At 72.6% G+C, this 21,542-nt stretch carries 17 protein-coding genes; 8 read left to right on the top strand and 9 right to left on the bottom strand.

All coding sequences use genetic code 11. The annotated features are described in order from the left end of the window. Window positions 1-2: 2 nt before the first annotated feature. The 9 genes from ADK67_RS13605 to ADK67_RS13565 all read right to left on the bottom strand — a co-directional run bounded on the left by ADK67_RS13605 (window position 3) and on the right by ADK67_RS13565 (window position 14,607). Window positions 3-425: a nuclear transport factor 2 family protein gene (locus ADK67_RS13605; protein ID WP_053716780.1), complete on the bottom strand. Its 423-nt coding sequence runs from the start codon at window positions 423-425 to the stop codon at window positions 3-5. Next, window positions 422-1,648, bottom strand: coding sequence for a cytochrome P450 family protein (locus ADK67_RS13600; RefSeq protein WP_053716779.1), 1,227 nt, complete (start codon window positions 1,646-1,648; stop codon window positions 422-424). The genes ADK67_RS13605 and ADK67_RS13600 overlap by 4 nt, the downstream gene beginning before the upstream one ends. Then, entirely contained in the window at window positions 1,635-2,552 is a 918-nt protein-coding gene (locus tag ADK67_RS13595; protein ID WP_231648172.1) for an SDR family oxidoreductase, read from the bottom strand. The genes ADK67_RS13600 and ADK67_RS13595 overlap by 14 nt, the downstream gene beginning before the upstream one ends. A gap of 10 nt (window positions 2,553-2,562) precedes the next feature. Beyond that, window positions 2,563-3,876 (bottom strand): phthiocerol/phthiodiolone dimycocerosyl transferase family protein, encoded by a 1,314-nt coding sequence (locus ADK67_RS13590; RefSeq protein ID WP_053716777.1) that lies wholly within the window; start codon window positions 3,874-3,876, stop codon window positions 2,563-2,565. Then, window positions 3,876-5,036 carry an FAD-dependent oxidoreductase gene (locus ADK67_RS13585; protein WP_082403446.1) on the bottom strand — a complete coding sequence of 387 codons (1,161 nt, stop codon included), beginning with the start codon at window positions 5,034-5,036 and terminating at the stop codon, window positions 3,876-3,878. The genes ADK67_RS13590 and ADK67_RS13585 overlap by 1 nt, the downstream gene beginning before the upstream one ends. Further along, window positions 5,033-12,067 (bottom strand): amino acid adenylation domain-containing protein, encoded by a 7,035-nt coding sequence (locus ADK67_RS13580; protein WP_157620300.1) that lies wholly within the window; start codon window positions 12,065-12,067, stop codon window positions 5,033-5,035. Before ADK67_RS13580 ends, ADK67_RS13585 begins: the two co-directional genes overlap by 4 nt. Before the next feature lie 147 nt (window positions 12,068-12,214). Further along, window positions 12,215-12,970, bottom strand: coding sequence for a helix-turn-helix domain-containing protein (locus ADK67_RS13575; protein ID WP_157620259.1), 756 nt, complete (start codon window positions 12,968-12,970; stop codon window positions 12,215-12,217). Between the two features lie 187 nt (window positions 12,971-13,157). Next, window positions 13,158-14,144: a LacI family DNA-binding transcriptional regulator gene (locus ADK67_RS13570; protein ID WP_053716774.1), complete on the bottom strand. Its 987-nt coding sequence runs from the start codon at window positions 14,142-14,144 to the stop codon at window positions 13,158-13,160. A gap of 226 nt (window positions 14,145-14,370) precedes the next feature. Then, complete coding sequence (locus ADK67_RS13565; protein ID WP_053716917.1) at window positions 14,371-14,607, bottom strand: hypothetical protein; 237 nt, start codon at window positions 14,605-14,607, stop codon at window positions 14,371-14,373. Window positions 14,608-14,691: 84 nt separating this feature from the next. On the opposite strand from ADK67_RS13565, the gene ADK67_RS53595 reads away from it, so the two are divergent. The 8 genes from ADK67_RS53595 (at window position 14,692) to ADK67_RS13525 (ending at window position 21,541) form a co-directional block, all read left to right on the top strand. After that, window positions 14,692-15,231: an MOSC domain-containing protein gene (locus ADK67_RS53595; protein WP_231648171.1), complete on the top strand. Its 540-nt coding sequence runs from the start codon at window positions 14,692-14,694 to the stop codon at window positions 15,229-15,231. A gap of 86 nt (window positions 15,232-15,317) precedes the next feature. Further along, a complete protein-coding gene (locus tag ADK67_RS13555; protein WP_053716773.1) occupies window positions 15,318-16,379 on the top strand; it encodes an AAA family ATPase in 1,062 nt (353 codons plus the stop codon). A gap of 30 nt (window positions 16,380-16,409) precedes the next feature. After that, window positions 16,410-18,041: a vWA domain-containing protein gene (locus tag ADK67_RS13550; protein ID WP_053716772.1), complete on the top strand. Its 1,632-nt coding sequence runs from the start codon at window positions 16,410-16,412 to the stop codon at window positions 18,039-18,041. Between the two features lie 49 nt (window positions 18,042-18,090). Continuing rightward, a complete protein-coding gene (locus ADK67_RS13545) occupies window positions 18,091-18,840 on the top strand; it encodes an SDR family NAD(P)-dependent oxidoreductase (protein ID WP_197289429.1) in 750 nt (249 codons plus the stop codon). Between the two features lie 124 nt (window positions 18,841-18,964). Next, window positions 18,965-19,339 carry an SSI family serine proteinase inhibitor gene (locus ADK67_RS13540; protein ID WP_053716770.1) on the top strand — a complete coding sequence of 125 codons (375 nt, stop codon included), beginning with the start codon at window positions 18,965-18,967 and terminating at the stop codon, window positions 19,337-19,339. A 204-nt stretch (window positions 19,340-19,543) separates the two neighbouring features. Beyond that, window positions 19,544-20,242: a hypothetical protein gene (locus ADK67_RS13535; protein WP_053716769.1), complete on the top strand. Its 699-nt coding sequence runs from the start codon at window positions 19,544-19,546 to the stop codon at window positions 20,240-20,242. Beyond that, window positions 20,229-20,846, top strand: coding sequence for a phage holin family protein (locus ADK67_RS13530; RefSeq protein WP_231648170.1), 618 nt, complete (start codon window positions 20,229-20,231; stop codon window positions 20,844-20,846). The genes ADK67_RS13535 and ADK67_RS13530 overlap by 14 nt, the downstream gene beginning before the upstream one ends. Continuing rightward, window positions 20,822-21,541 carry a DUF3618 domain-containing protein gene (locus tag ADK67_RS13525; protein ID WP_063797594.1) on the top strand — a complete coding sequence of 240 codons (720 nt, stop codon included), beginning with the start codon at window positions 20,822-20,824 and terminating at the stop codon, window positions 21,539-21,541. Before ADK67_RS13530 ends, ADK67_RS13525 begins: the two co-directional genes overlap by 25 nt. Window position 21,542: the final 1 nt, after the last annotated feature.

Genomic DNA, 21,542 nt, shown 5'->3' with positions numbered 1-21,542 from the left:
GCTCAGCCCTGCACGATCGCGGCGGCGGCCTCGGCGCCACCGAGCGCTTCCATGTGCTTCACCGGGTTCCAGAAGTCCCGGTACAGCGTGATGTGCTCGCCGTCGGTGCGCAGGACCGAGATGTAGTCCTGGGAGAGCGTGCCGCCGGACTGGATGGCCGTGCCGTCGCCGTGGAACTCGCCGATGGCCAGGTTCTCGTCCGCCGTCGGGTAGAACGAGACCTCGGTGAACTTCACCGTCAGGTGCTCGGGGAACTTCTGCATGTGCTGCCAGATGGCCTCGCGGCCCTCGAAGCGGTTGGGCCAGCCGGGCGGCGCGTAGGGGAACTCCAGCACGCCATCGGGGTGGAACAGGTCGCACCAACCGCGGGCGTCGCCGTTCTCCAGCAACTCCAGGCTGCGGGTCAGGATCTCCTGGGCGTTCATGCGGACGTCCTTCCGGTGAGCACGGGCTGGGGGATGACGGGCACGCTGATCAGCGCGCGCAGGAACGTGATCGGCAGCCAGACCAGCTCGGCGTGCGGCACGGCCAGGCGCAGGTCGGGGAAGCGGGCGAGCAGCTCGCCGATCGCCACCCTGGCCTCCAGCCTGGCCAGCGGCGCGCCGACGCAGTAGTGCACGCCGTGGCCGTAGCCGAGGTGCCCGTCGGCCTTGCGGGTCAGGTCGAGCCGGTCCGGGTCGGCGAACCGCTCGGGGTCGTGGTTGGCGGTGAGGTTCGAGACCAGCACGTACTCCCCCGCCGGGATGGTGACGTCGCCGAGGTCGACGTCCTCGACGGTGAACCGCAGCATCGACGCGCGGACGGCGCTGTCGTAGCGGACCAGCTCCTCCAGCGCGTTGGGCAGCAGGTCGGGGTTCGCGCGCAGGGACGCGGCCTGCTCGGGGTGGACGAGCAGCGTGACGACCGCGTTGCCGATCATGTTCATGGTCGTCTCGAACCCGGCCATGAGCAGCAGGTGCGCCATCGCGATCAACTCGTCGGCCGACAACCCGCCGTCTTCATCGGCGGCCTGCACCAACGCGCTGTAGACGTCGTCGGCGGGCTCGCGGCGCTTGGCCTCCAGCAGGCCGCGCAGGTAGACCGCCTGCTCCTCGGCCAGCTCCTCGGCGGCCTCCGGCGACAGCAGCTCGGCCTGCCGCTCCCACGCCGCGCGCACGTGGTCGCGTTCGGCGGGCGGCACGCCCAGCAGCTCGCAGATCACGCCGATGGTCAGCGGCACGGCGAAGTCGCCCATCAGGTCGGCCTGCTCGCGCGCGGCCATCGCGTCGAGCAGCTCGTCGGTCAGCTGCTCGATGTGCGGGCGCAGCAGCTCGACCCGACGGCTGGTGAACGCGCGGCCGACCAGGGCGCGCAGCCGGGTGTGGTCGGGCGGGTCGGCGTTGAGCATGTGTGCGGTGAGGGAAGCGCCGATGGCCTCCCGCCGCTCGCCCGTGCGCCGCGCGTACAGCTCGGCCGCCTGCTTGGCGTCACGCCGCACGCCGGGGTGCGACAGCACCTTCTTCGCGTCGGCGTACCGGGTGACCACCCACACCGGGTGGTCGGGCGCGACGTGGGCGGGCCGGGGCGCGCCGTCGACCTGGAGGCCGTCGTAGAGCGGGTGCAGCGGCGAGATCAGCTCTTCGCCGAGGCGGAGTTCAGGACCCGACACGGTGCGCCTCCTCCTGGTCGGTCGGCAGCGGGGTGACGATCTTGCTGAACATCGAGTCGATGGCGCTGTCGGGCAGCACCCGCGCCAGGAAGGTGCCGCGCCGGACGTCGGCGCCGACGCGGTAGCGCGTCTTGGGCTTCACCGAGGTGAGCGCGGCCAGGATGGCGGTCGCCACCTCGACCGGCTGCGTCTTGCTGTCCTTCGCGGTCTGCTCGTTGAAGTGCAGGAACCGCAGGAACGTCGCGCGGTACAGGTCGGCGACGGCGGTCGGCGCGGCGGCCAGCGCGTCCTGGCCGTCCTGGGCGATCTTGGCCCAGATCGGGGTCCAGATCGAGCCGGGGCACACCACGGACACCGACACGCCCATCGGCGCCAGCTCGCGGCGCAAGGCGTCGCTCATGCCCTCCTTGGCGAACTGCGCGGCCGAGTACGGCCCCAGGTACGGGATCGCGACCGTGCCGAGCCCGGAGGTCACGTTGACCAGCCGGCCGCGCGAGGCGCGCAGCAGCGGCAGGAACGCCTGAGTGACCGCGAGCTGGCCGACCACGTTGACCTCGAGCTGCCTGCGCAGCACGTCGGTGGGCACGACCTCCAGCGGCGCGGAGATGCAGATGCCGGCGTTGTTCACCAGACCCCACAGGCCGTCTTCGCCGACCTTCCCGGCCACCTCGCCCGCCGCGGCGGCGATGGACGCCTCGTCGGTCACGTCGAGCACCACGTGCTCGACGCGGCCGGACGGGCAGTCGGCCGCGAGCCGGTCGCCGTCCTCGGTCTTGCGCACCGCGCCCAGGACCCGGAAGCCCTTGTCGGCCAGGTGCAGCGCGGCTTCCCGGCCGAGGCCGGTCGACGCACCCGTGATCAGCACGGTCCTGCCGCCCGGCGGCAGTGTCTTGGCGGTGAACACCATCTACTCCTCACGCGCCCGCGGGCGAACTCTGGGTGATCTCCGACAGCAAGGCGTCCAGCGAGTCGTCCGCCAGTCGCCGCGCGCGCTCGTCCGGCACGGCGTCGGCGATGTGGGTGAAGTTCCAGAACAGGCGGCCGTGGCTGGAGTTGATCGTGGCCACGAAGTAGCCGTTGACCGAGATGCCGGTGAGGAACTGGGCGTCCGACACGCGCCACGGGCCGATCCGGTCGGGGAACGCGTACCGGCCGATGTTGGACGAGCACAGGTTGATCGGGCCCTCGGCCTCCATGAACTCCATGAACGGCCGGGCTTCGGCCACCGAGGGCGGGCACGCGCCGACCACCATCGTGACCAGGTTGAAGTGGTCGCCCTTGCCCTTGCGCTCGGCCAGGTCCCGGGTGATCGCGCGGGCCAGGTCCCAGAACGGCAGCGCCGGGTCGACCACGGACGGGACGGTGGCCACGTAGGTGCCGACCTCGTCGGGCCGCACGGGCGGTTCCAGCTCGCCGCGGAAGTCGATCGGCGAGCCGACCGCGAAGTGGTCGTGCACGTCGCCCGCGTCCGCGGCGGCGGCTCGCACCAGCGCCGCGGTGACGGCGCCGTGCACGGTGGTGTCGTGCTCGCGTGCCGCGCGGGCCACGGCCTCCAACTGCTCGCCGGTCAGCTCCCGGTGCACCAGCCGGGACCGGCGGCCCTCCAGCGGCACGCGCGTGGTCGGCTCGACCCGGCCGGGCCGGGTGCGGGCCATCAGCTCCTCGTCCCGGGCGGTCTGCTCGGCCAGCCGCGCCGCGCCCTCCTCGCCGGTGTGCCGGGCGGGCCGCAGCGCGTCGGGCGGCGGCAGCTCGCGCGACGACTCCACCGGCCCGTCGCCGGCGGCCAGCTCCAACCACTGCTGCGCCAACGTGATCACGGTGGTGCCGTCGGCGATGATGTGCGGCACGACGACCAGCAGGTCGTGCACGTCGTCGTCGCCGCTGATCACCACGGCGCGGGCGAGCGGGCCGGTGGCCGGGTCGACGCGGTCGACCAGCTCGCGCTCGTTGACCTCGCGGACCCACTGGTCGTCGTGCTCGCGCCGGACGTGCCGCAGCGGGATCGGGCGGTCCGTGGGCACCCACCGTGGGTCGAGACCGTAGTCGTCGGTGATCGCGAGGCGCAGGAACGGGTGCCGGGCCTGCACGGCGTCCAGGCCGCGGCGCAGCACGTCGGCCGACAGCTCGCCGCGGACCCTGGTGCGGGAGATGACGTTGAGGGTGGAGAGCTGGTCGCACATCCAGTACCAGCGCTCCACCGGTGACAGCGGGCGGATCGGCGTGGCCATCACTCGACTCCCGGGAAGATCAGGGCCTGCTCGTTCTGCCGGTCGAGCGTCTTCTCCGACACGAACCGGAAGTACAGGCCGCGGGCGAACGTCTGGAACGGGTTCTGCAGCTGCTCGGTGCGGCTGAGCCCGCGGGAGGCCAGCACCATGCCCCGCGCGCGCTCGCGCCGCCGGTCCTCGTAGGCGCGCAACGCGGTCTGCGGGTCGTCGATGGTCTTGAGGCAGTGCGCGAGCACCGCGCCGTCCTCGATGGCGATGGCCGCGCCCTGGCCGAGGCTGGTGAGCATCGGGTGGGCCGCGTCGCCGAGCAGGGTCACCGGCCCGTCGCCCCACTTCTCCAGGAACGGCCGGTCCTGCGCGGGCAGGCTGGTGATGCCCTCTTCGGGGGTGGCGGCGATGACCTGCCGCACCTCGTCAGCCCACCCGGCGTAGAGCTGCTGCACGCCCGCCTTGCCACCGCGCCAGTCCGCCGCCTGCTCGGCGGGCATGTTCTTGGTGCCCCACCAGTAGACGTCGCCGCCGCCGATGTCGACCAGGCCGAACCGCTGGCCGCGACCCCAGTAGTGGGCGGCGTAGGCGTGCGTGACCTTGGGGTGGCTGAACTTGGGCGTCGCGCGCCACACCACGTAGTTGTAGTCCAACGGCTGCTCGGGGCCGGCGATCGTGCGGCGGATGGCGGAGTTGAAGCCGTCCGCGCCGATCAGCACGTCCGCGCGCACCTCGCGGCCGTCGTCGAACGAGACCACCACGCCGTCCCCGTCGCGGGTGTAGCCGGTGGCCGTGGCGCCCAGCTCGATCTTGGCGTCCGAGGCCTGCTCCAGCAGCGCCTGCTGGAGGCTCGCCCGGTGGATGGCCAGGTTCGGCTGCCCGATCCGGCGGGCCAGGTCGCCGAACTGGATCGCCCTGATCGGACGGCCCCGCTTGGTCAGGAAGCGCAGCGACTCGAACACCAGCGACCGGCCGGTGAACTCGGGCGTGACGCCGACCGCGGCCAGCGCGGTGAGCGCGTTGCTCATCAGCGACAGCGCCGAGCCGACCGGGCGCAGCTCCCTGGCCCGCTCGTACACCTCGACCTCGAACCCGGCCCGGCCGAGCGCGGCGGCGGCCGTGAGACCGCCCATGCCCGCGCCGACGATCACGATCTTCTTGTGCTTGCTCACGGTGCGGTCCCCTCGGCCCGGTTCGGGCTCAGCAGCGTGGTGATGGCGTCGGCGACGCCCGCGACGTGCGGCTCCTCCATCAGCACCAGGTGGTCGCCGGACACGTCCACGACGTCGAGCCGGCCGGTGGTCCAGTGCGCCCAGCCGTTGGTCGGGTCGTCGTGCAGCGTGCCCGCCGCCAGGTGCATCGGCTTGAGCGAGTCGGGCAGCGGCCCGTCCGCGCGCAGCAGCGTCACGTCCAGGTCGGTCACCGGCGGCCGGTAGTCGATCAACGCCCGCCAGTTGGCGCGGAACAGCTCGTACAGCCGCTTCACGGTGGCGCGCGACGTGCCCCAGGGCAGCACGCCGGCGCTCATCGCGCGGTCCAGGACGCGGTCCAGCTTCTCGTCCTCGGAGAACTCGGCCGGCAGCGGCTCGACCGCGTCCAGGCTGCGCTCGAACCACACCAGTTCCCAGTAGAAGAACTCCATCAGCGCGTCGTCGCCGACCGTCACGTCGTGGTCGCGGCGCATGGTGATCGAGTCGAGCAGCACCAGTTCCGCCACCGCGCCGGGGTCCTCGGCCCGCAGCACGCGCGCGATCTCGTAGGCGACGAACCCGCCGAACGACCACCCGCCGAGCACGTACGGCCCTTCCGGTTGCACGCGCCGGATCGCGGCGAGGTAGGACGCGGCCATCTCCTCGATGGACCGGGCGGGCGTGCTGCCCTGGTCGCTGCCCGCGGCCTGCAACGCGTAGACCGGCTGGTCCGGCGGCAGGTGGCGGACGACGGGCAGGTAGCACAGCACGTGCCCGCCCAACGGGTGCACGAGGAACAGCGGCGGCCGGTCGCCGTCACGGCGGATCGGCACCAGCGGGTCGAACTCCGCCACCGCCGACTTCACCCGCAGCCGCTCCGCCAGCCCCGCCACGGTCGGCGTCTCGATCAGCGCGGCCAGCGGAACGCCGACGCCGTAGCGCTTCTCGATCGTGACGACGAGCCGCATCGCGGTCAACGACGTGCCGCCGTTGGCGAAGAAGTCGTCGTCGACACCGATCTCCGACACGTCCAGCAGCTCGGTGAAGACCTCGGCGAGGTTGCGCTCGTACTCGTCGCGCGGAGCTACCCGTTCGGCGGAGTCGTTGCGCGCCAACGGGATCTCGCGCAGCGCCGCGTCGTCGCGCTTGCCGCTCGGCGTCAACGGGAAGGTGTCCAGCCACCCGAAGTGCGACGGCACCATGTACTCGGGCAGTTCGGCGCGCAACGACCCGGCCAGGTCCGCCAGGTCCACGCCGTCGGCCTCGCCGGTGAGGAACGCGGCCAGGAACGCGTCGCCGTCCGGCCGCCTGCGGGCCACCACCGCCACACCGCGCAGGCCGGTGTGCCGCTCGGCCTGCCGCATGATCGCCAGCTCCACCTCGGCCGGCTCGATGCGGAAGCCGCGGACCTTCACCTGGGTGTCGGCCCGGCCGAGCCAGATCACGCTGCCGTCCGGCAGGAGCCGGGCGAGGTCGCCGGTGCGGTAGAGCCTCGCGCCCGCGCGCCACGGGTGCGGCAGGAACCGTTCCCGGGTGAGGTCGGGCGCGCGGTGGTAGCCGCGGGCCAGGCAGTCGCCGCCGAGGAAGAGCTCGCCGGTCACGCCGACCGGCACCGGCTCCAGGTCCGCGTCGAGCACCTGCACCTCGACGCCGTCCAGCGGCCGGCCGATCGGCGGCAGGTCGGGGAAGCGGGCCGGGTCGCCGGTGAGCGTGTGGTAGGTGACCTGGTGGGTTTCCGTCGGCCCGTACTGGTTCTCCAGCATCAGACCGGGCAGCGGCGCGGCGAACGCGCGGACCTCCTCGGTGATCCGCATCTGCTCGCCGGACGACACGACCACGCGCAACGCGCCCGGCCGCACGTCCATCGCGTTGGACGCCTCCGCGAGCCGCTGGAACGCCACCGCGGGCAGCAGCACCCGCTGCACTTGGTGCCGGTCCAGCAACCGCAGCAGCGCGATCGGGTCGAGCCGCGTCCCGTCGTCCACCAGCCGCAGCTCACCGCCACCGCAGTGGGTCGAGAAGATCTCCTGGAACGACATGTCGAAGCTCAGCGGCGCGAACTGGAGCGTGCGCAGGCCCGGTTCGCCGCTGGGCACGCGCAGCTGCCACTGGGTGTACCCGGCCCACATCCGGTGGGTCAGCTCGACGCCCTTGGGCCGGCCGGTCGAGCCGGAGGTGAACAGCAGCAGCGCCAGGTCGTCCAGGTCCGGTGTGGGCAGCTCGACGTGGTTCCCCGGATCGTCGCCGGCACTGCTGTCGGCGATGACGTCGGCGACCGGGATGACGATCCCGTCGTCCTGCGCCACGTGCGCGTGCTCGGGGTGCGCGATCACCCGGTGCGGCCGGGCCGTGTCCAGGATCAGCGCGAGCCGGTGCGCCGGGTAGCTCACGTCCAGCGGCACGCAGACCAGCCCGGCCCGCAGCACGCCCCAGACCACCGCGATCATCTCCGGCGACCGGTTGAGCGCCACGCCGATGGTCGCGCCGGGTTCCGCGCCGCCGCCGAGCAGCCTGGTCGCGACCGACCGGGACACCCGCTCCAGCTCCCGGTACGTCCACGCGACCTCGTCGCCGAACGTGACCGCGAGCGCGTCCGGCGTGGCCTCGGCCTGACGCGCGAACCGGGTCACCACGTCGACCAGCGGCTCGGGGTGCGGCACGACGTCCTGGCGCGGCGCGAGGAACGCGAAGCCCGAGCCGTGCGGGTCGGCCACCAGCTCGCGCAGCACGCCCACGTAGGTCTCGGCGATCAGCGCCGCCTGGTCCCGGGTGACCGTGCGGCCGTCCGTGTCGACGCGCAGGAACGTGCCGTCGCCCACCGGGTCGGCGATGACGTTGACGAACAGCGCGAAGTTCGTCTCCTCCCACACCCGCAGGTCGGTCAGCTCCCGCAGCGGCGCCAGCACGTGCAGGTCCACGTAGTTGAACGCGGTCTGGAGCACGCCGCCGTGCGCCTGCTGGATCGCGCTGAGCGGATAGCGCCGGTGCCCGTGCCCGTCGCGTTCCTGGCGGAACAGCTCGCGGGCCACGTCCAGCCGGGTGCGGCCGGCGACGTCCGCGCGGACCGGGACGGTGTTGAGGAACAGGCCCACCATCCGGTCGGCCTCGGGCAGGTCGGGCCTGCCGTGCGCGACGACGCCCGTGACCACGGTGTCGGCGCGGGAGAACAGGTGCAGGGTGAGGCAGTGCGCGGCCAGGACCAGCGACTTCACCGGCAACGAGTGCTCGGCCGCCGTCGCCCGGACCTGGTCGAGCAGGTCCGCGGGCAGGTCGACGCGGTGCGACGCGAACCGCGGCTCCTCGACGGGCTCGTGCGCGCGGAACCCGTCCAGCGAGGTCATCGCCGCGCCGTCGAGCAGGTCCGCCCAGTACCGCGCGGTCTCCGCCGACGCCAGCGCGCGCCGCTCCTCCCGTGCCTGCCAGGCCGGTGACGGCGCGGCGGGCGGCGCGGGCTCGCCGCGGTAGAGCGTCATCAGCTCCACGATGACGTTGGCGACGCTCCAGCCGTCGAGGATCGCGTGGTGGAAGCTGAGCACGAGGTCCAGCGCGTCGTCCCTGACGAACGCGGCGAACAGGTGCAGCGGCGCCCGGTCGAGCTCGTAGCGGTGGAACCGGCGCTGCTCGACGTGCTGCCCGATCACCGCCTCCGCGTCGGCGCGCCCGCGCAGGTCGACCACCTCCAGCCCGCCGGTCACGTGCTCGTGCACCAGTTGCAGCGGTTCGGAGGAACCCGCCAGGTCGAACGACGACCGCAGCGCGGGGTGCCGGGCGAGGACGGCGTCGAACGCCCGCCGGAACGCCTGCTCGTCCCACGCCACGGCGAACCGGTAGCGGAACACGTCGTGGTAGACCGAGGAGTCCGGGTGCCTGCTGGAGTGGAACAGCAGGCCGAGGCTGAGCCGGTTGACCGGGAACGCGTCCGCGAGGCCGGACAGCCTCGGTCGGTCCACTTCGGACACCAGCTCGAACGGCGCGAGCCGCGACTCGGGCGCGACGGTGGCCGACAGCCGCCCGGCCAGTTCGGCGACGGTCGGGTGGCGCAGCAGGTCGGCCGGTTCGAACCGCAGGCCGCGGCGTCCGGCGCGGGCCCGCAGCCGCAGCATGACGATCGAGTCGCCGCCCAGCGCGAAGTAGTTGTCGTGGATGCCGACCTCGGGCACGCCGAGCACGTCGGCCCACACCGCAGCCAGCTCCGCCTCGACCGGCGTGCGCGGCCGGCCGTCGCGCGGCGCGGTCACCGCCTCCGGCAGCCGCTTGCGGTCCAGCTTCCCGTTGGGCGACAACGGGATCGCGTCGATCCGCACGAAGAACGCGGGGATCAGGTGCTCCGGCACCGCCTGCGCCATCCGCGCCCGCAGCTCGGCGGGGTCCAGCTCGGCGTCGGCCACGTAGTAGGCGACCAGGTGGGTGCCGAGCGCGTCGGAGCGCCGGTCGACCACCGCGGCCTCGCGCACGCCCGGCAGCGCGGCCACGTGGTCGCGCACCTCGCCCGGCTCGACCCGGTTGCCGCGGATCTTCACCTGGTCGTCCACCCGGCCCAGGTACTCCAGCGTGCCGTCGGCCAGCCGCCGCGCCCGGTCGCCGGTTCGGTAGAGCGTGCCCTCGCCGGTGAGGTGGTCGTGCACGAAGCGCTCGGCGGTGAGCGCGGGCTGGTTCAGGTAGCCGCGCGCCACGCCGACGCCGCCGATGTGCAGCTCGCCGGGCGCGCCCGCGGGCTGCGGCCTGCCCGCGCGGTCCAGCACGTGCAGCTTGATGTTGTCGATGGGCGAGCCGATCGGGACGCGGGTCGGCGTGCCGGGCGGGCAGTCGTACGCCGAGACGTCGACCGTGGCCTCGGTCGGCCCGTAGAGGTTGACCAGGCGCGTGCCGTCGCCGAACAGCCGGTTGAAGCGGGCGACCTGCGCGGGCGGCAACGCCTCGCCGCTGCAGAACACCAGCCGCAACGACGACGCGGCACGCCGGGCGCCCGGGTCGTCCTCCAGCAGGTCCAGCAGCGGCGCGAGCATCGACGGCACGAAGTGGATCACCGTGACGCCGTCGCGCTCGACCGCGCGGAGCACCTCCCGCGGGTCCTTCTCCGCGCCGGGCGGCAGCAGCGACAGGCGGGCGCCGGTGAAGCCCCACCAGAACAGCTCCCACACGGACACGTCGAACGACACCGGTGTCTTCTGCAGCAGCACGTCGTGCTCGCCGATGGGGTACCGGCGCTGCATCCACCACAGCCGGTTCACCACCGACCGGTGCTCGACCATCACGCCCTTGGGACGGCCGGTGGAGCCGGACGTGTAGATGACGTAGGCCAGGTCCCGCGGCGCGACCAGTGGCGCGACCGGCTCGGCTGCCGGCACGTCGGCCACGCGCAGCACCGTGCCGAGCGCGGCGACGTCCACCTCCACGTCGCCGACGAGGGCGACCTTCGCGCCGCTGTCCTCCACCAGCAGGCGGACCCGCTCGGCCGGGTACGTCGGGTCGACCGGCACGTACGCGCCGCCCGCGAGCTGCACGCCCAGCACGGCCGGCAGCAGGTGCGGTCCGCGTTCGACCAGCACGGCCACCGGGTCGTCCCGGGTCACGCCCTCCGCCCGCAGCGCCGCGGCGACCGCGTTCACGCGTGCGGCCAGCTCGGCGTAGGTGACGACGGCGCCGTCCGGCTCGACCAGCGCGACGCGGTCCGGCGTCCCGTCCGCCTGGCGGGCGAACAGCTCGGGCAGGGTCACGTCGTCCGGGAACGGCGCGTCGGTGGCGTTGTGGGCGTGGACCAGGTCGTGCCGCTCCTGCTCCGACAACGGGTCCAGCTCGCCGACCGGCTGCCCGGTCGAGGTGGCCAGCGCCCGGAAGTACGCCTGGATGTGCCGTGCCGCGGCCTCGATCGGGAAGTCCGCGTCGAACACGTCGGTCGCGCACTCCAGGTCGACCCGAGGGTCCTCGGCGCGGTCGAACTCCGACACCCAGATCGCCAGGGCGTCCTGGTCGTGCGCGTGCGTCCGCGCCACCGTCTCGTAGGTGACACCCGGCATCGGCGTCGCCGGCGGCTTGCCCAGGTAGGCCACCGTGGTGTCGAACAGCGGCCCGCGGCCCAGGTCGCCCAGCGGCAGCCGTTGGTGCTTCAGCAACGCCCTGGTGTCGTGCCGCACGCGGGACAGCACCTCGTCCACGGTCAGCTCGGCGCGGGTGTCGACCCGCATCGGCAGCGTGTTCGCGAACTGGCCGACCGTCTGCTTGGCCGGCGCGCCCGAGCGGTTGAGCACGGGCACGCCGAGCACCACCTCGTCGACCTGGTGCACCTTCGCCAGGTACAGCGCGACGGCGGCGGAGAACACCACGAACGGCGACTCGCCGCGGTCGCGGATGGCGTTGACCAGCCTCCGCTCCAACGGGAACGAGTACCGCTGGGTCCGCCTGCGGCCACGCGGGCTGCGGCGCGTGAACAGGACCGGCTCGACGCCCGCCAGCGCCTGCTCGAAGAACGCCCGGTCCTCCTCGTGCCGCGCGGAGCCCTCGTAGGTGTCCGCGGCGGTCAGCTCGGTGAACGACGGGGCTTCGGCCGCGGTGCCCAGGTACGCCGCGCGCACCCGTGCCAAGAACAGTTGCAAGCCCCACGCGTCACAGATGACGTGGTGCGTCCGGACATATGCGTACACCCTCCCGCCCGCGTTCAGCAGGACGAGATCGACCAGCCGGTCACCGGTCAGGTCGTAAGTGGTTGAAAATTCATCACTCAGCCACCGGTCGACTTCGGATTCCCGATTCAACCGCACCCGGCGGACCGTGAATTCCGCATCGTCGGCGAGCCACTGGTACGGCACGCCGTCTTCTTCGGAAAAACGAAGCCGAAATGCATCCGTCCGCCCCGCGGCCTCGGCCATGGCCTGGACCAGCCGGTCCTCGTCCACGTCACCGGCGTACCGGTCATAAATGAAGACGGTGTACTGGTCCAACTCCGGAAATTGAGCTCCGGCCACCCAGATGTCTCGTTGGTAAGGCGACAGTCGAATACGAGCAGTACTACCCACCGAGCCCCCAGTGTGCTGCACCGAACATCATCCGTGATTCGCGCCGGCTAGCGGGGCAACCGTATCAAGGCACCTGGCGTGATTCCAGCGACGAGGTTTGTCACTTGGCACAATTGTCATCGAGGACAAATCAGGGGTTTCGGCCCCTCAGCGCTGGGGCGTCAGGCGGCGGTGCGTCCGGCTGATCAGCGCGGCGAGCAGCTTCCCGGCGCCGGAGACCGTCTGCGGGTGCAGGCCGGTCAGCGCGGCGATGCGGCGCAGCCGGTAGTCCACCGTGCGCGGGTGCACGGTCAGGTGCCGGGCCACCCGCTGCCGGTCCCGGTCGAACGCCAGGTACAGGTACAGCGTGTGGATGAACTCCTGGTGGTCCGCCAACGGGTCGAGCAGCGCCGTCATGGTCGAGGTCAGCTCGCCGTTGGCGAGCATGGCCTCCTCCAACGGGTGCGCGTCCACACTGGTCGGGCTGGCGGCCAGGGCCAGGCTCGCGTACGTCGCCGCACGGCGCGCCTCCGCCACCAGGTCGTCGCGCTCGGTGCCCCGGCCGACCCGGGACACGCCGATCGGCAGGTTCGCGACCAGCTTCTCCAACCGGCGCACCAACCGGTCCTGCTCGTCGCGGACCGTGCCGGTCGACGTGCCGGAGACCAGCGCCGTGACGCAGCCCGGCGTGACCAGGTGGCCCGTGCAGCGGTCCAGCACGTCCGCGCAGACCTGCCTGCGCCGGTCGGGCCCGTCGGCGCAGGTGGTGAAGTCGACGGTCACGGCCGCCAGGTGGGTGGTCTCCGACAGCTCCGGCCCCTCGCCGCGCACCGGCACGTCACCGTCGATGCGCACGTGCACGCGGTGATCGGGTTGGGCCGGGATGAGCGGGACAGGACGAGATAACTCCGAGTGCGGTGCCATGAACTCTTCCCCCAGGGTTCTGCGACGATGCACGGCCCGTCACGATCGGTGACGAGCCTGGTACACGGCATCGAGTCAACCAACCGCCGCATGAGCGTGCACCCGTCCAGACGGACCAATGAGGAGCGCTCGGCACCGACATCCGGGCTAAGGCACGGCGTCGGCGTTCCTGATAACGGGTGAGCGATCAGCCCGAACGGCGGGCGACGAAGGTCGTGGGCAGCACCACCGGTTCCCGCGTCGGCGGCGCGCCTTCGAGCCGGGCCAGCAGCAGCCGTGCCGCGGCCTCGCCCATCTCCCGCATCGGCTGGCGCACGGTCGTCAGCTCGGCGTGCGCGGCGATCGGTATGTCGTCGAAGCCGACCACGGCGACGTCGTCGGGCACCTTCCGGCCGGCGGCGTTGAGCGCCCTGATCACGCCGAGCGCGGACAGGTCGTTCTGCGCGAACACGGCGTCGAAGCGCAGCCCGGTGGCCATCAGCTTCTCGGTCGCCACGGCGCCGCGGTCGGTGCCGAAGTCGCCCTCCACCACGAGCCTCGGGTCGACGTGCACGCCCGCGTCGCCGAGCGCGTCGAGGAACCCGTCCAACCGCTCGCGCACGCACCCGAAATTCGCCGGCCCCGTCACCACGGCGAACCCCGTGCGCCCGGCGGCCACCAGGTGCTGCGCCGCCGCCTGCGCGCCTTCCCGGTTCGTCGTGCCCACCGACGGGAACCCGGGCCGGCTGCCCCGGTCGTCGATCATGACCACGGGGAGCCCCTGGTCGTGCAGCGTCTCGATGTAGCTCAACGTGTCCGGCGGCTCTATCACCAGCAGCCCGTCGAACGCCTTCGCCGACACGTGGCTGGCGAACTGCGTCAACGACTCCGCGCCCCGGTTGACGGTGTAGAGCAGCAGCCCGTACCCCTCGGCCTCCAGCTCGTCCACCGCGCCCTGCACCACCTCGCCGGTCCACGGCCAGGTCAACGACGGGACGAGCATCCCGACCGTCCTCGCCCGACCACGCGCCAACCCGACCGCGCGTGCGCTGGGCACGTACCCGACGTCCGCGATCACCTGGCGCACGCGTGCCGCGGTGGCCGCGTCGACGTCCGGTTTGCCGTTGAGGACGCGGGACACGGTCGCCTTGCTCACCTGGGCGCGTTGGGCGACTTCGGCGATCGTGACGCGCACAGGGCACTCCTCCGGCAGCGGTGACGGGTCCCGGAACCGGTACCGAAACCGGTTACGGACACGCAGTCAACCGCTCCGTGCACGCAGCGTCAAGAGTGGGTGGACGCGGACAGGCGCGCCCGTTCGGGTCCCACCGGGCCGTCGCACCGGGCAGCGACCGAAAGGCTCGGTCAGGCGAACACCGGCCGACAGGCTCGATCGAACGAACACCGGGTGACCGGCTCGGTCAGGCGAGCACCGCACGGCCCGCGGCCGTCAGCTCGGCCCGGACCCACGGCCCGGAGGCGTCCCGTTGCGCCGGACGGAGCAACCCGGCGTGCGCGAGCTCCCGCGCCGCGCACTGGTCGCTGAACAGCAGGCCGTCGACCTTCAGGTCCGGCTCGCTGCTCCGGGTCACCTCGGCCCGTCCCGCGGCGATCGCGCGCAACAGGGCGCGTGCCCGGTGGTTCAAGTGGTCATCCATGATCTTCACCATCGTCCCCAGAAAGGTGTGCACTACTCATATCGCCGCGGCGGTCGAAAGTCTTACTTCGGTAGGGTCGGTCGCATGGGGACGATCACGGCCGTGAGCCGGAGCGGGGAGTACACCTTCACGAAGCCCAACGAGGACTCGATCACGCTCCTCGCCGGGCTCGGCGTCGAGGGCGACGTCCACCAGGGCGTCACCGTGAAGCACCGGTCACGCGTCAAGCGCGACCCCACGCAGCCGAACCTGCGCCAGGTCCACCTGATGCACGCCGAACTGCACGACGAGCTGAACGCCTCCGGCTTCCAGGTCGCGCCCGGCCAACTGGGTGAGAACGTCACCACGCGCGGTGTCGACCTGCTCGCGCTGCCGACCGGCACGCGCCTGCACCTGGGTCCGCACGCCGTGGTCGAGGTGACGGGCCTGCGCAACCCGTGCCCGCAGATCGACGCGTTCCAGGACGGTCTGCTGAAGGAGGTCGTGGGCCGCGACGAGCACGGCAACGTGGTCCGCAAGGCGGGCATCATGTCGATCGTCCTGGTGGGCGGCGACATCCGCCCCGGCGACGAGATCCGCGTGGAACTGCCCGCCGAACCCCACAGTCCACTCGTGCCGGTCTGAGACCGGCTCCGGTTCCTCCGGCCGGCCAGGCCGTCCGGCGGGAAAACAGATCGACTTCCCCAGCCGGAACACGCATCCTTCCCGGCATGCGCAGTGCCGTGGCCGTGACTCCCGTGCAGCTCCCCGAGGTGCTGCTGCACGTCGCCGTCGTGCGCCCGGTGTTCCTGTGGGGCGCGCCGGGCATCGGCAAGTCGTCCCTGGTGCGCGAGTTCGCCGAATCCCTCGGCCTGGAGTGCGTCACGCTGCTCGGCACCCAGCTCGCGCCCGAGGACCTGATCGGCGTGCCCGAGCTGGTGAACGGCCGGTCGAGGTTCGCGCCGCCCGAGTCGATCGCCCGCGACGAGCCGTACTGCCTGTTCCTCGACGAGCTGAACGCCTCCTCCCCCGAGGTGCAGAAGGCGTTCTACTCGCTGATCCTCGACCGCCGCATCGGCGCCTACGAGCTGCCCGAGGGCTCGGTGGTGATCGGCGCGGGCAACCGGGCCACCGACAACGCCCTCGCCCGGCCGATGGCGTCGGCCCTGGTCAACCGCATGGTGCACGTCCACCTCACGGCGTCGTCGAAGGACTGGCTGGCGTGGGCGGGCGGCGCGGGCATCCACCCGTGGGTGCTCGACTACCTGGCCCAGCGGCCCGACCACCTGTGGAGCGCGCCGCCGAAGGTCGAGGAGCCGTTCTCCACGCCGCGCGGCTGGCACATGCTGTCCGACGCGCTGCGCTCGTACGGCAACGACATCACCGACGACGTGCTGGCCGTGCTGGCGTTCGGCACGCTCACGGCGTCGCATGCGTCGATGTTCAAGGCGTACGTCAAGACCGTGCGGCACGCGTACGGGCTGGAAGCCGTGCTGCGCGGTGACGCGCGGTGGCCGCACGCGCCCGAGGACCGCGACCTGCTGTACTTCCTGGCCGAGGCGTTCCGGGCCCGGCTGGTGAAGGAGCTGCCCGCGGACAAGGCGCACGCGCCGGCGAACGGGAAGGTGTTGGCGCACCGGGGCAAGGCGCTGCTGGTGGAGCTGGCCGAGCTGTCGCTGGAGATCGCGCAGATGGTGATCGCGGCGGACGAGCACGGCAACTCCGTGCTGCCGGCGTGGTTCCTCGTCGAAGTGACCCGCGACCTGCCGCGACTGGTCGCGGCGCGCGCGTGAAGCGGGCCGAGGCGTGAAGCGGGCACGGGCGTGAAGCGGTCCCGCGTCGACCCCGGCACGCAGGCTTACCACGACGCCTGGGAGCTGATCCGCGGACACCCGCTGTTCACGCCGATGGCGATCAAGGCGTACGTGGCCCGCGACAGCGACTTGCCGTGGGCGTCGGTCCGCACCAACGGCGGGCTGTCGGCGCACCGGACCCGCGTCGCCGACCGGGACGAGTGGGTGTGGGTGTTCGCGCACTGCCTGCTGCACCTGGGTTTCGACGTGGTCGAGTGCCGCGAGGTGGTGGAGTTCCAGGCGGCGGTGAGGCTCGGGCGGCGGCCGGAGTCGTGGGTGGAGTCCGGCTGTCTCGACGTGACGCCTCCCGCCCGCGCCGCCACTCGTTTCGCGCGTCCCGACCCGCCGTGGAAGGACTTGTTCGCCGCGGGCTTGTCGAACGCGGCCGTGGCGGCGGTCGACGTGGCCGGTGGCGCGCGCAGGCAGCTCTCGGACTCGCGTCCGACGCGGTCGGTGTGGGACCTGGCGTTGAGCTGGTTCGTCTCGTCGTACCCGCTGCTCGGCGCGTTGGCGTCGGGCATGAAGGTGGTCGCGGACGCGGACCTGGCGCGCGGCTGGGACATCTCCATCGCCGCGGTCGACGCGTCGCTCGGCGAGATCTACGTCAACCCCCGCGCGCACCTGTCCCGGGCGGAGTGGCGGTTCGTGCTGGCGCACGAGATGCTGCACGCCGCGCTGCGCCACGGTGACCGCGCGGACGGGCGCGACCCGTACCTGTGGAACGTCGCCGCGGACTTCGTGGTCAACGGCTGGCTCGTGGAGATGGGCGTCGGCGTCGCGCCGGAAGGCGTCCTGCACGACCCGGAGCTGGGCGGGCTGTCGGTGGAGTCGGTGTACGACCGGATCACCACCGACCTGCGCCGCTACCGCAAGCTCGCCACGTTGCGCGGCCGTGGCTCGGACCTGCTCGGCGACCCGTCCCGGACGCCGCGGCACACCTCGGACCTGGACGCGTTCTACCGCCGTGCCCTGCTGACCGGCTTCAGCTACCACACCGCCGAGCGCGGCCTGCTGCCCGCGGGCCTGGTGGAGGAGATCCGCGCGCTGGAGCAGCCACCGCTGGACTGGGACGCCCGGCTGGCGCGGTGGTTCGAGGAGCACGTGCCGTCGGTCGAACGCCGCCGCACGTACGCCCGCGCGTCCCGCCGCCAGTCCGCCACGCCGCACATCCCGCGCCCCGGCTGGGTGCGGCCGGAGGAGGTCGAGCGGCGGTCGACGTTCGGCGTCGTGCTGGACACGTCGGGCTCGATGGACCCCAAGGTGCTCGGCAAGGCGTTGGGCGCCATCGCGTCGTACGCCCTGGCGCGTGACGTCCCGGCGGCGCGGGTGGTGTTCTGCGACGCGGTCGCCTACGACGCCGGGTACGTCGGGGTGGAGGAGATCGCGGGCCGGGTTCGAGTGCGCGGGCGTGGCGGCACGATCCTCCAACCGGGCGTGGACCTGCTGGAGCGTGCGGCCGACTTCCCGGAGGACGGCCCGATCCTGGTGATCACCGACGGCCAGTGCGACTACGTCCGCGTGCGCCGGGAACACGCCTTCCTGGTCCCGAAGGGCGCACGCCTCCCGTTCCGGCCACGCGGCCCCGTCTTCCGGATGAGCTGAGCCGGACCTCCCGGTCGACAGCACGTCACCACCGCTACTCTGCGTGCCCGTGACAGGACTTCTCGCGGGCGCGGTCGCGCTCGTCACCGGGGCCGGCGGGCTCATCGGGCACGGGATCGCGACGCGGTTCGCGCAGGCCGGGGCCGCGGTGGTGGCGCACAGCCGGCGCAGTGACGTGGCGGCGCTCGTCGCGGAGATCACGGCGGCCGGCGGGCGGGCGACCGGGGTGCGGGCCGACCTCACGGACGAGGACGAGTGCCGGCGACTGGTGCGTGAGGCGGCCGAGTGGGGCGGGCGGTTGGACGCGGTGGTCAACAACGCGGGCGTGCAACCGGTCCAGGAACTACCGGGCATGACGGCCGCGCAGTGGCGTGCGGTGGTGGACGTGAACCTCACCAGCGCGTTCTCCTGCACGCAGGCCGCCGCGGAGGTGCTGCCGGCGGGCGGGTCGGTCACCCACGTCGCCTCGATCGAAGGCACGCACCCCGCCGCCGGGCACGCGCACTACAGCGCGTCCAAGGCCGCCCTGATCATGCACGCGCGCTCGGCCGCGTTGGAGTACGGGCCGCGGGGCATCCGGGTCAACACCGTCTCACCGGGTCTGGTCGACCGGCCCGGGCTGGCCGACGACTGGCCCGAGGGGGTCGACCGGTGGACGAGGGCCGCGCCGCTGGGTCGGCTCGGTCGACCCGAGGACGTTGGCGACGCCTGCGTTTTCCTCGCCTCGCCGATGGCGTCGTGGATCACCGGAAATGACCTGGTGGTGGACGGCGGCATCACCGCCCGACCCACTTGGTGAGCCATTCGCGGTGAATTGGAAATGTGAATTCACAGATTACGACATACCGGTGAGATGGGCCTCCGCCCGAATATCACTCACTCGATCGGGTCACCCCGGGGCCATGCGACGAACACGAACCCTCATGGCTTCCCTGTTCGCGTCCGGCCTGCTGGCCGCTCCGCTGATCGCCACCGGCACGGCGTCCGCCGCGCCACCGGAGACGGACCTCGTGCTGGCGGTCTACCAGGAGGAAACCGGGATCGAGAGCAGCCGGTTGACCTGCGACCCGGCGGCGGGCGACCACCGCGCGGCGCAGGCGGCGTGCGGTGAGATCGAGGCCGCCGCCGGCGATTTCACGCAGTTGGCCGGCACCGAACCGCAGGTGTGCACCTTCGACTACCGGCCGGTGACCGTGGTCGCGTTCGGCTCGTGGCGCGGCACGCCCGTGCAGTACGTGGAGGAATTCCCGAACCGGTGCGTGATGGAGCAGGAGACGGGCACCGTTTTCTCGTTCTGACCAGCTGACCGGACAACTTGACGACGACTGGAATCGACCCTGCGGCCGAACACCGGCCGCAGGGTCGTCGCACCTTTTCGACTATTCCGCGTCGGCGCGCGAACGGTGGGCGGGCGCGAGATGGTTGCTGTTGCGAAGGAGATTAGCGCTCCGCCACGGGGGTAGGTGGGTAGGCAAGAGCACGCCGACCTTGAGGAGTCAGTCGTGGACGAGAACCAGGTGGGTGCGGTCCGCGAGACCGCCGGACAGGAGGGGTCCGCCGTGGCGCAGCACGCCAGGCAGGCCGCCGGAGAGGTGCGCTCGACCGCGCGCGAGCAGGTCGGGCAGGTGGCCCACGAGGCGACGGGCCAGGCCAAGCACGTGGCACACGACCTGCGGGAACGGGTCGCGACCGAGGCCGAGGAGCAGGCGCGGCGGGTGTCGCGGCAGATCGATCGGATCGCCGACGAGCTGGGCACGATGGCCGACGGCTCGGGCCCCGATTCACTGACCGCGGGCACGTTGCGCCAGGTCTCCGACGCCGGCCGGCAGGCCGCGCGGTACCTCGACGAACGGGGTGCGCGCGGGCTGCTCGACTCGGCGCAGGACTTCGCGCGGCGCAAGCCGGGGACGTTCCTGATCGGCGCGGCGGTGGCCGGTTTCCTGGTCGCCCGCGCCGCGAAGAGCATGAACGCCGGCGAGCGGCAGGCGCAGCCCCAGTACCCCCAGCGCGGTTACACCGACCAGACGCCGACCACGCCGGTGACCACGCCGACCGCCGTGCCGTCGCCGACCTCGACGCCGACTTCCACGCCGGTGCCACCGGGGTACGGCACGTCGGCGCCGCACGTCCCGGCGGACCACCCGACGCCGTCGCCGCGCACCCCTTACCAGCCGGAGGGATCGCCGTATGTCCAGCGCTGAGACCCGGATGACCGGTGGCCGGGTGCCGGAGAGCCGCGCGCCGAGCGGCGCCGTGCCCGCGACCGGAGCCGTCCCGCCCGTCGGAGCGGGCCCGTTGACCGGAGCGGTGCCATTGCCCGGCCCCGCGCCCACCGGGAGCACGCCGTACACCGGAACCGCACCGCGCACCGGCGCCGTGCCGCCGACCGGCGCGACACCGCCGGCCGGAGCCGTGCCGCCGACCGAGGACGAGGCCTCGCTGGGCCAGCTCGTCGGCGACCTGACCGAGGACCTGTCCCGGCTGATGCGCCAGGAACTCGAACTCGCCAAGGCCGAGATCAGGGAGGAGGCCGCGAAGGCGGGCAAGGCGGCCGGGATGCTCGGCGCCGCCGGGTTCGCCGGGTACATGACCGCGGTCCTGCTCAGCCTGGCGCTGGCGTTCGCGCTGGCGACGTTCCTCGGCCTGGGGTGGGCGACGCTCGTCGTCGCCGTGCTGTGGGCCGTCGCCGGGTTCGCCCTGTTCTCCGCCGGCCGCGCGAAGCTGCGCAAGGTGAACCCCAAGCCGGAGCGCACCGTCGAGACCTTGAAGGAGGACGCGGAATGGGCCCGTCACCCGACCAAATAAGGCATGACATCGACCGGACCCGCGCCGAGCTGGTGGCGGACGCCAACCGGATCGTCGACCACACCAGGCCGCGGAACATCGCCCAACGCCGGGTCGACCGGGTCCGGAACCGGATGAGCACGTTGAAGGAGCGAGTCATGGGCACGGTTCCGGAGACCGCTTCGACGGTGCAGGACCGCACGGCGGGCATGGCGACCGCCGTCGGCGAGCGCGCGCAGGACGCCGCCTCCACCGTCGGCGACAAGGCGTCCACCGTCGGGGACAAGGCCCAGCAGGCCGCGTCCACCGTCGGCGAGAAGGCGCAGGAGGCCGCGCACGCCGTGCAGCAAGCGCCCCGGCAGGCACGGCAACAGGCTCAGGGCAACCCGCTGGCGGCCGGCCTGATGGCGTTCGGCGCGGGTGCGCTCATCGCGACGCTGATCCCGGCGACGCGGGCCGAGCAGGACGCCGTCCGGCAGCTCGGTGAACGCGCCAGTGGCGCCGTCGAGCCGGTGAAGGAGGCGCTCACCGAGTCCGCGCAGAGGCTGAAGGACGACGCGGGCTCGATGGTCGGCGAGGCCGCCGACCAGGTGAAGCACGTCGCGCAGGACGCCAAGCAGACGACCGTGGACCAGGCCAAGGGCTCGGCCCAGGAGGTCGGCCAGCACGCCCGCGAGTCCGGGCAGCAGGTGCGGTCCGAGGTCCGCGGCCAGTGAC

This window comes from Saccharothrix sp. NRRL B-16348 (assembly GCF_001280085.1).
Classification (GTDB): Bacteria; Actinomycetota; Actinomycetes; order Mycobacteriales; family Pseudonocardiaceae; genus Actinosynnema.
Note: the sequence above shows the minus strand (reverse complement) of the source record. Positions and strands in the feature narration are given on the sequence as shown.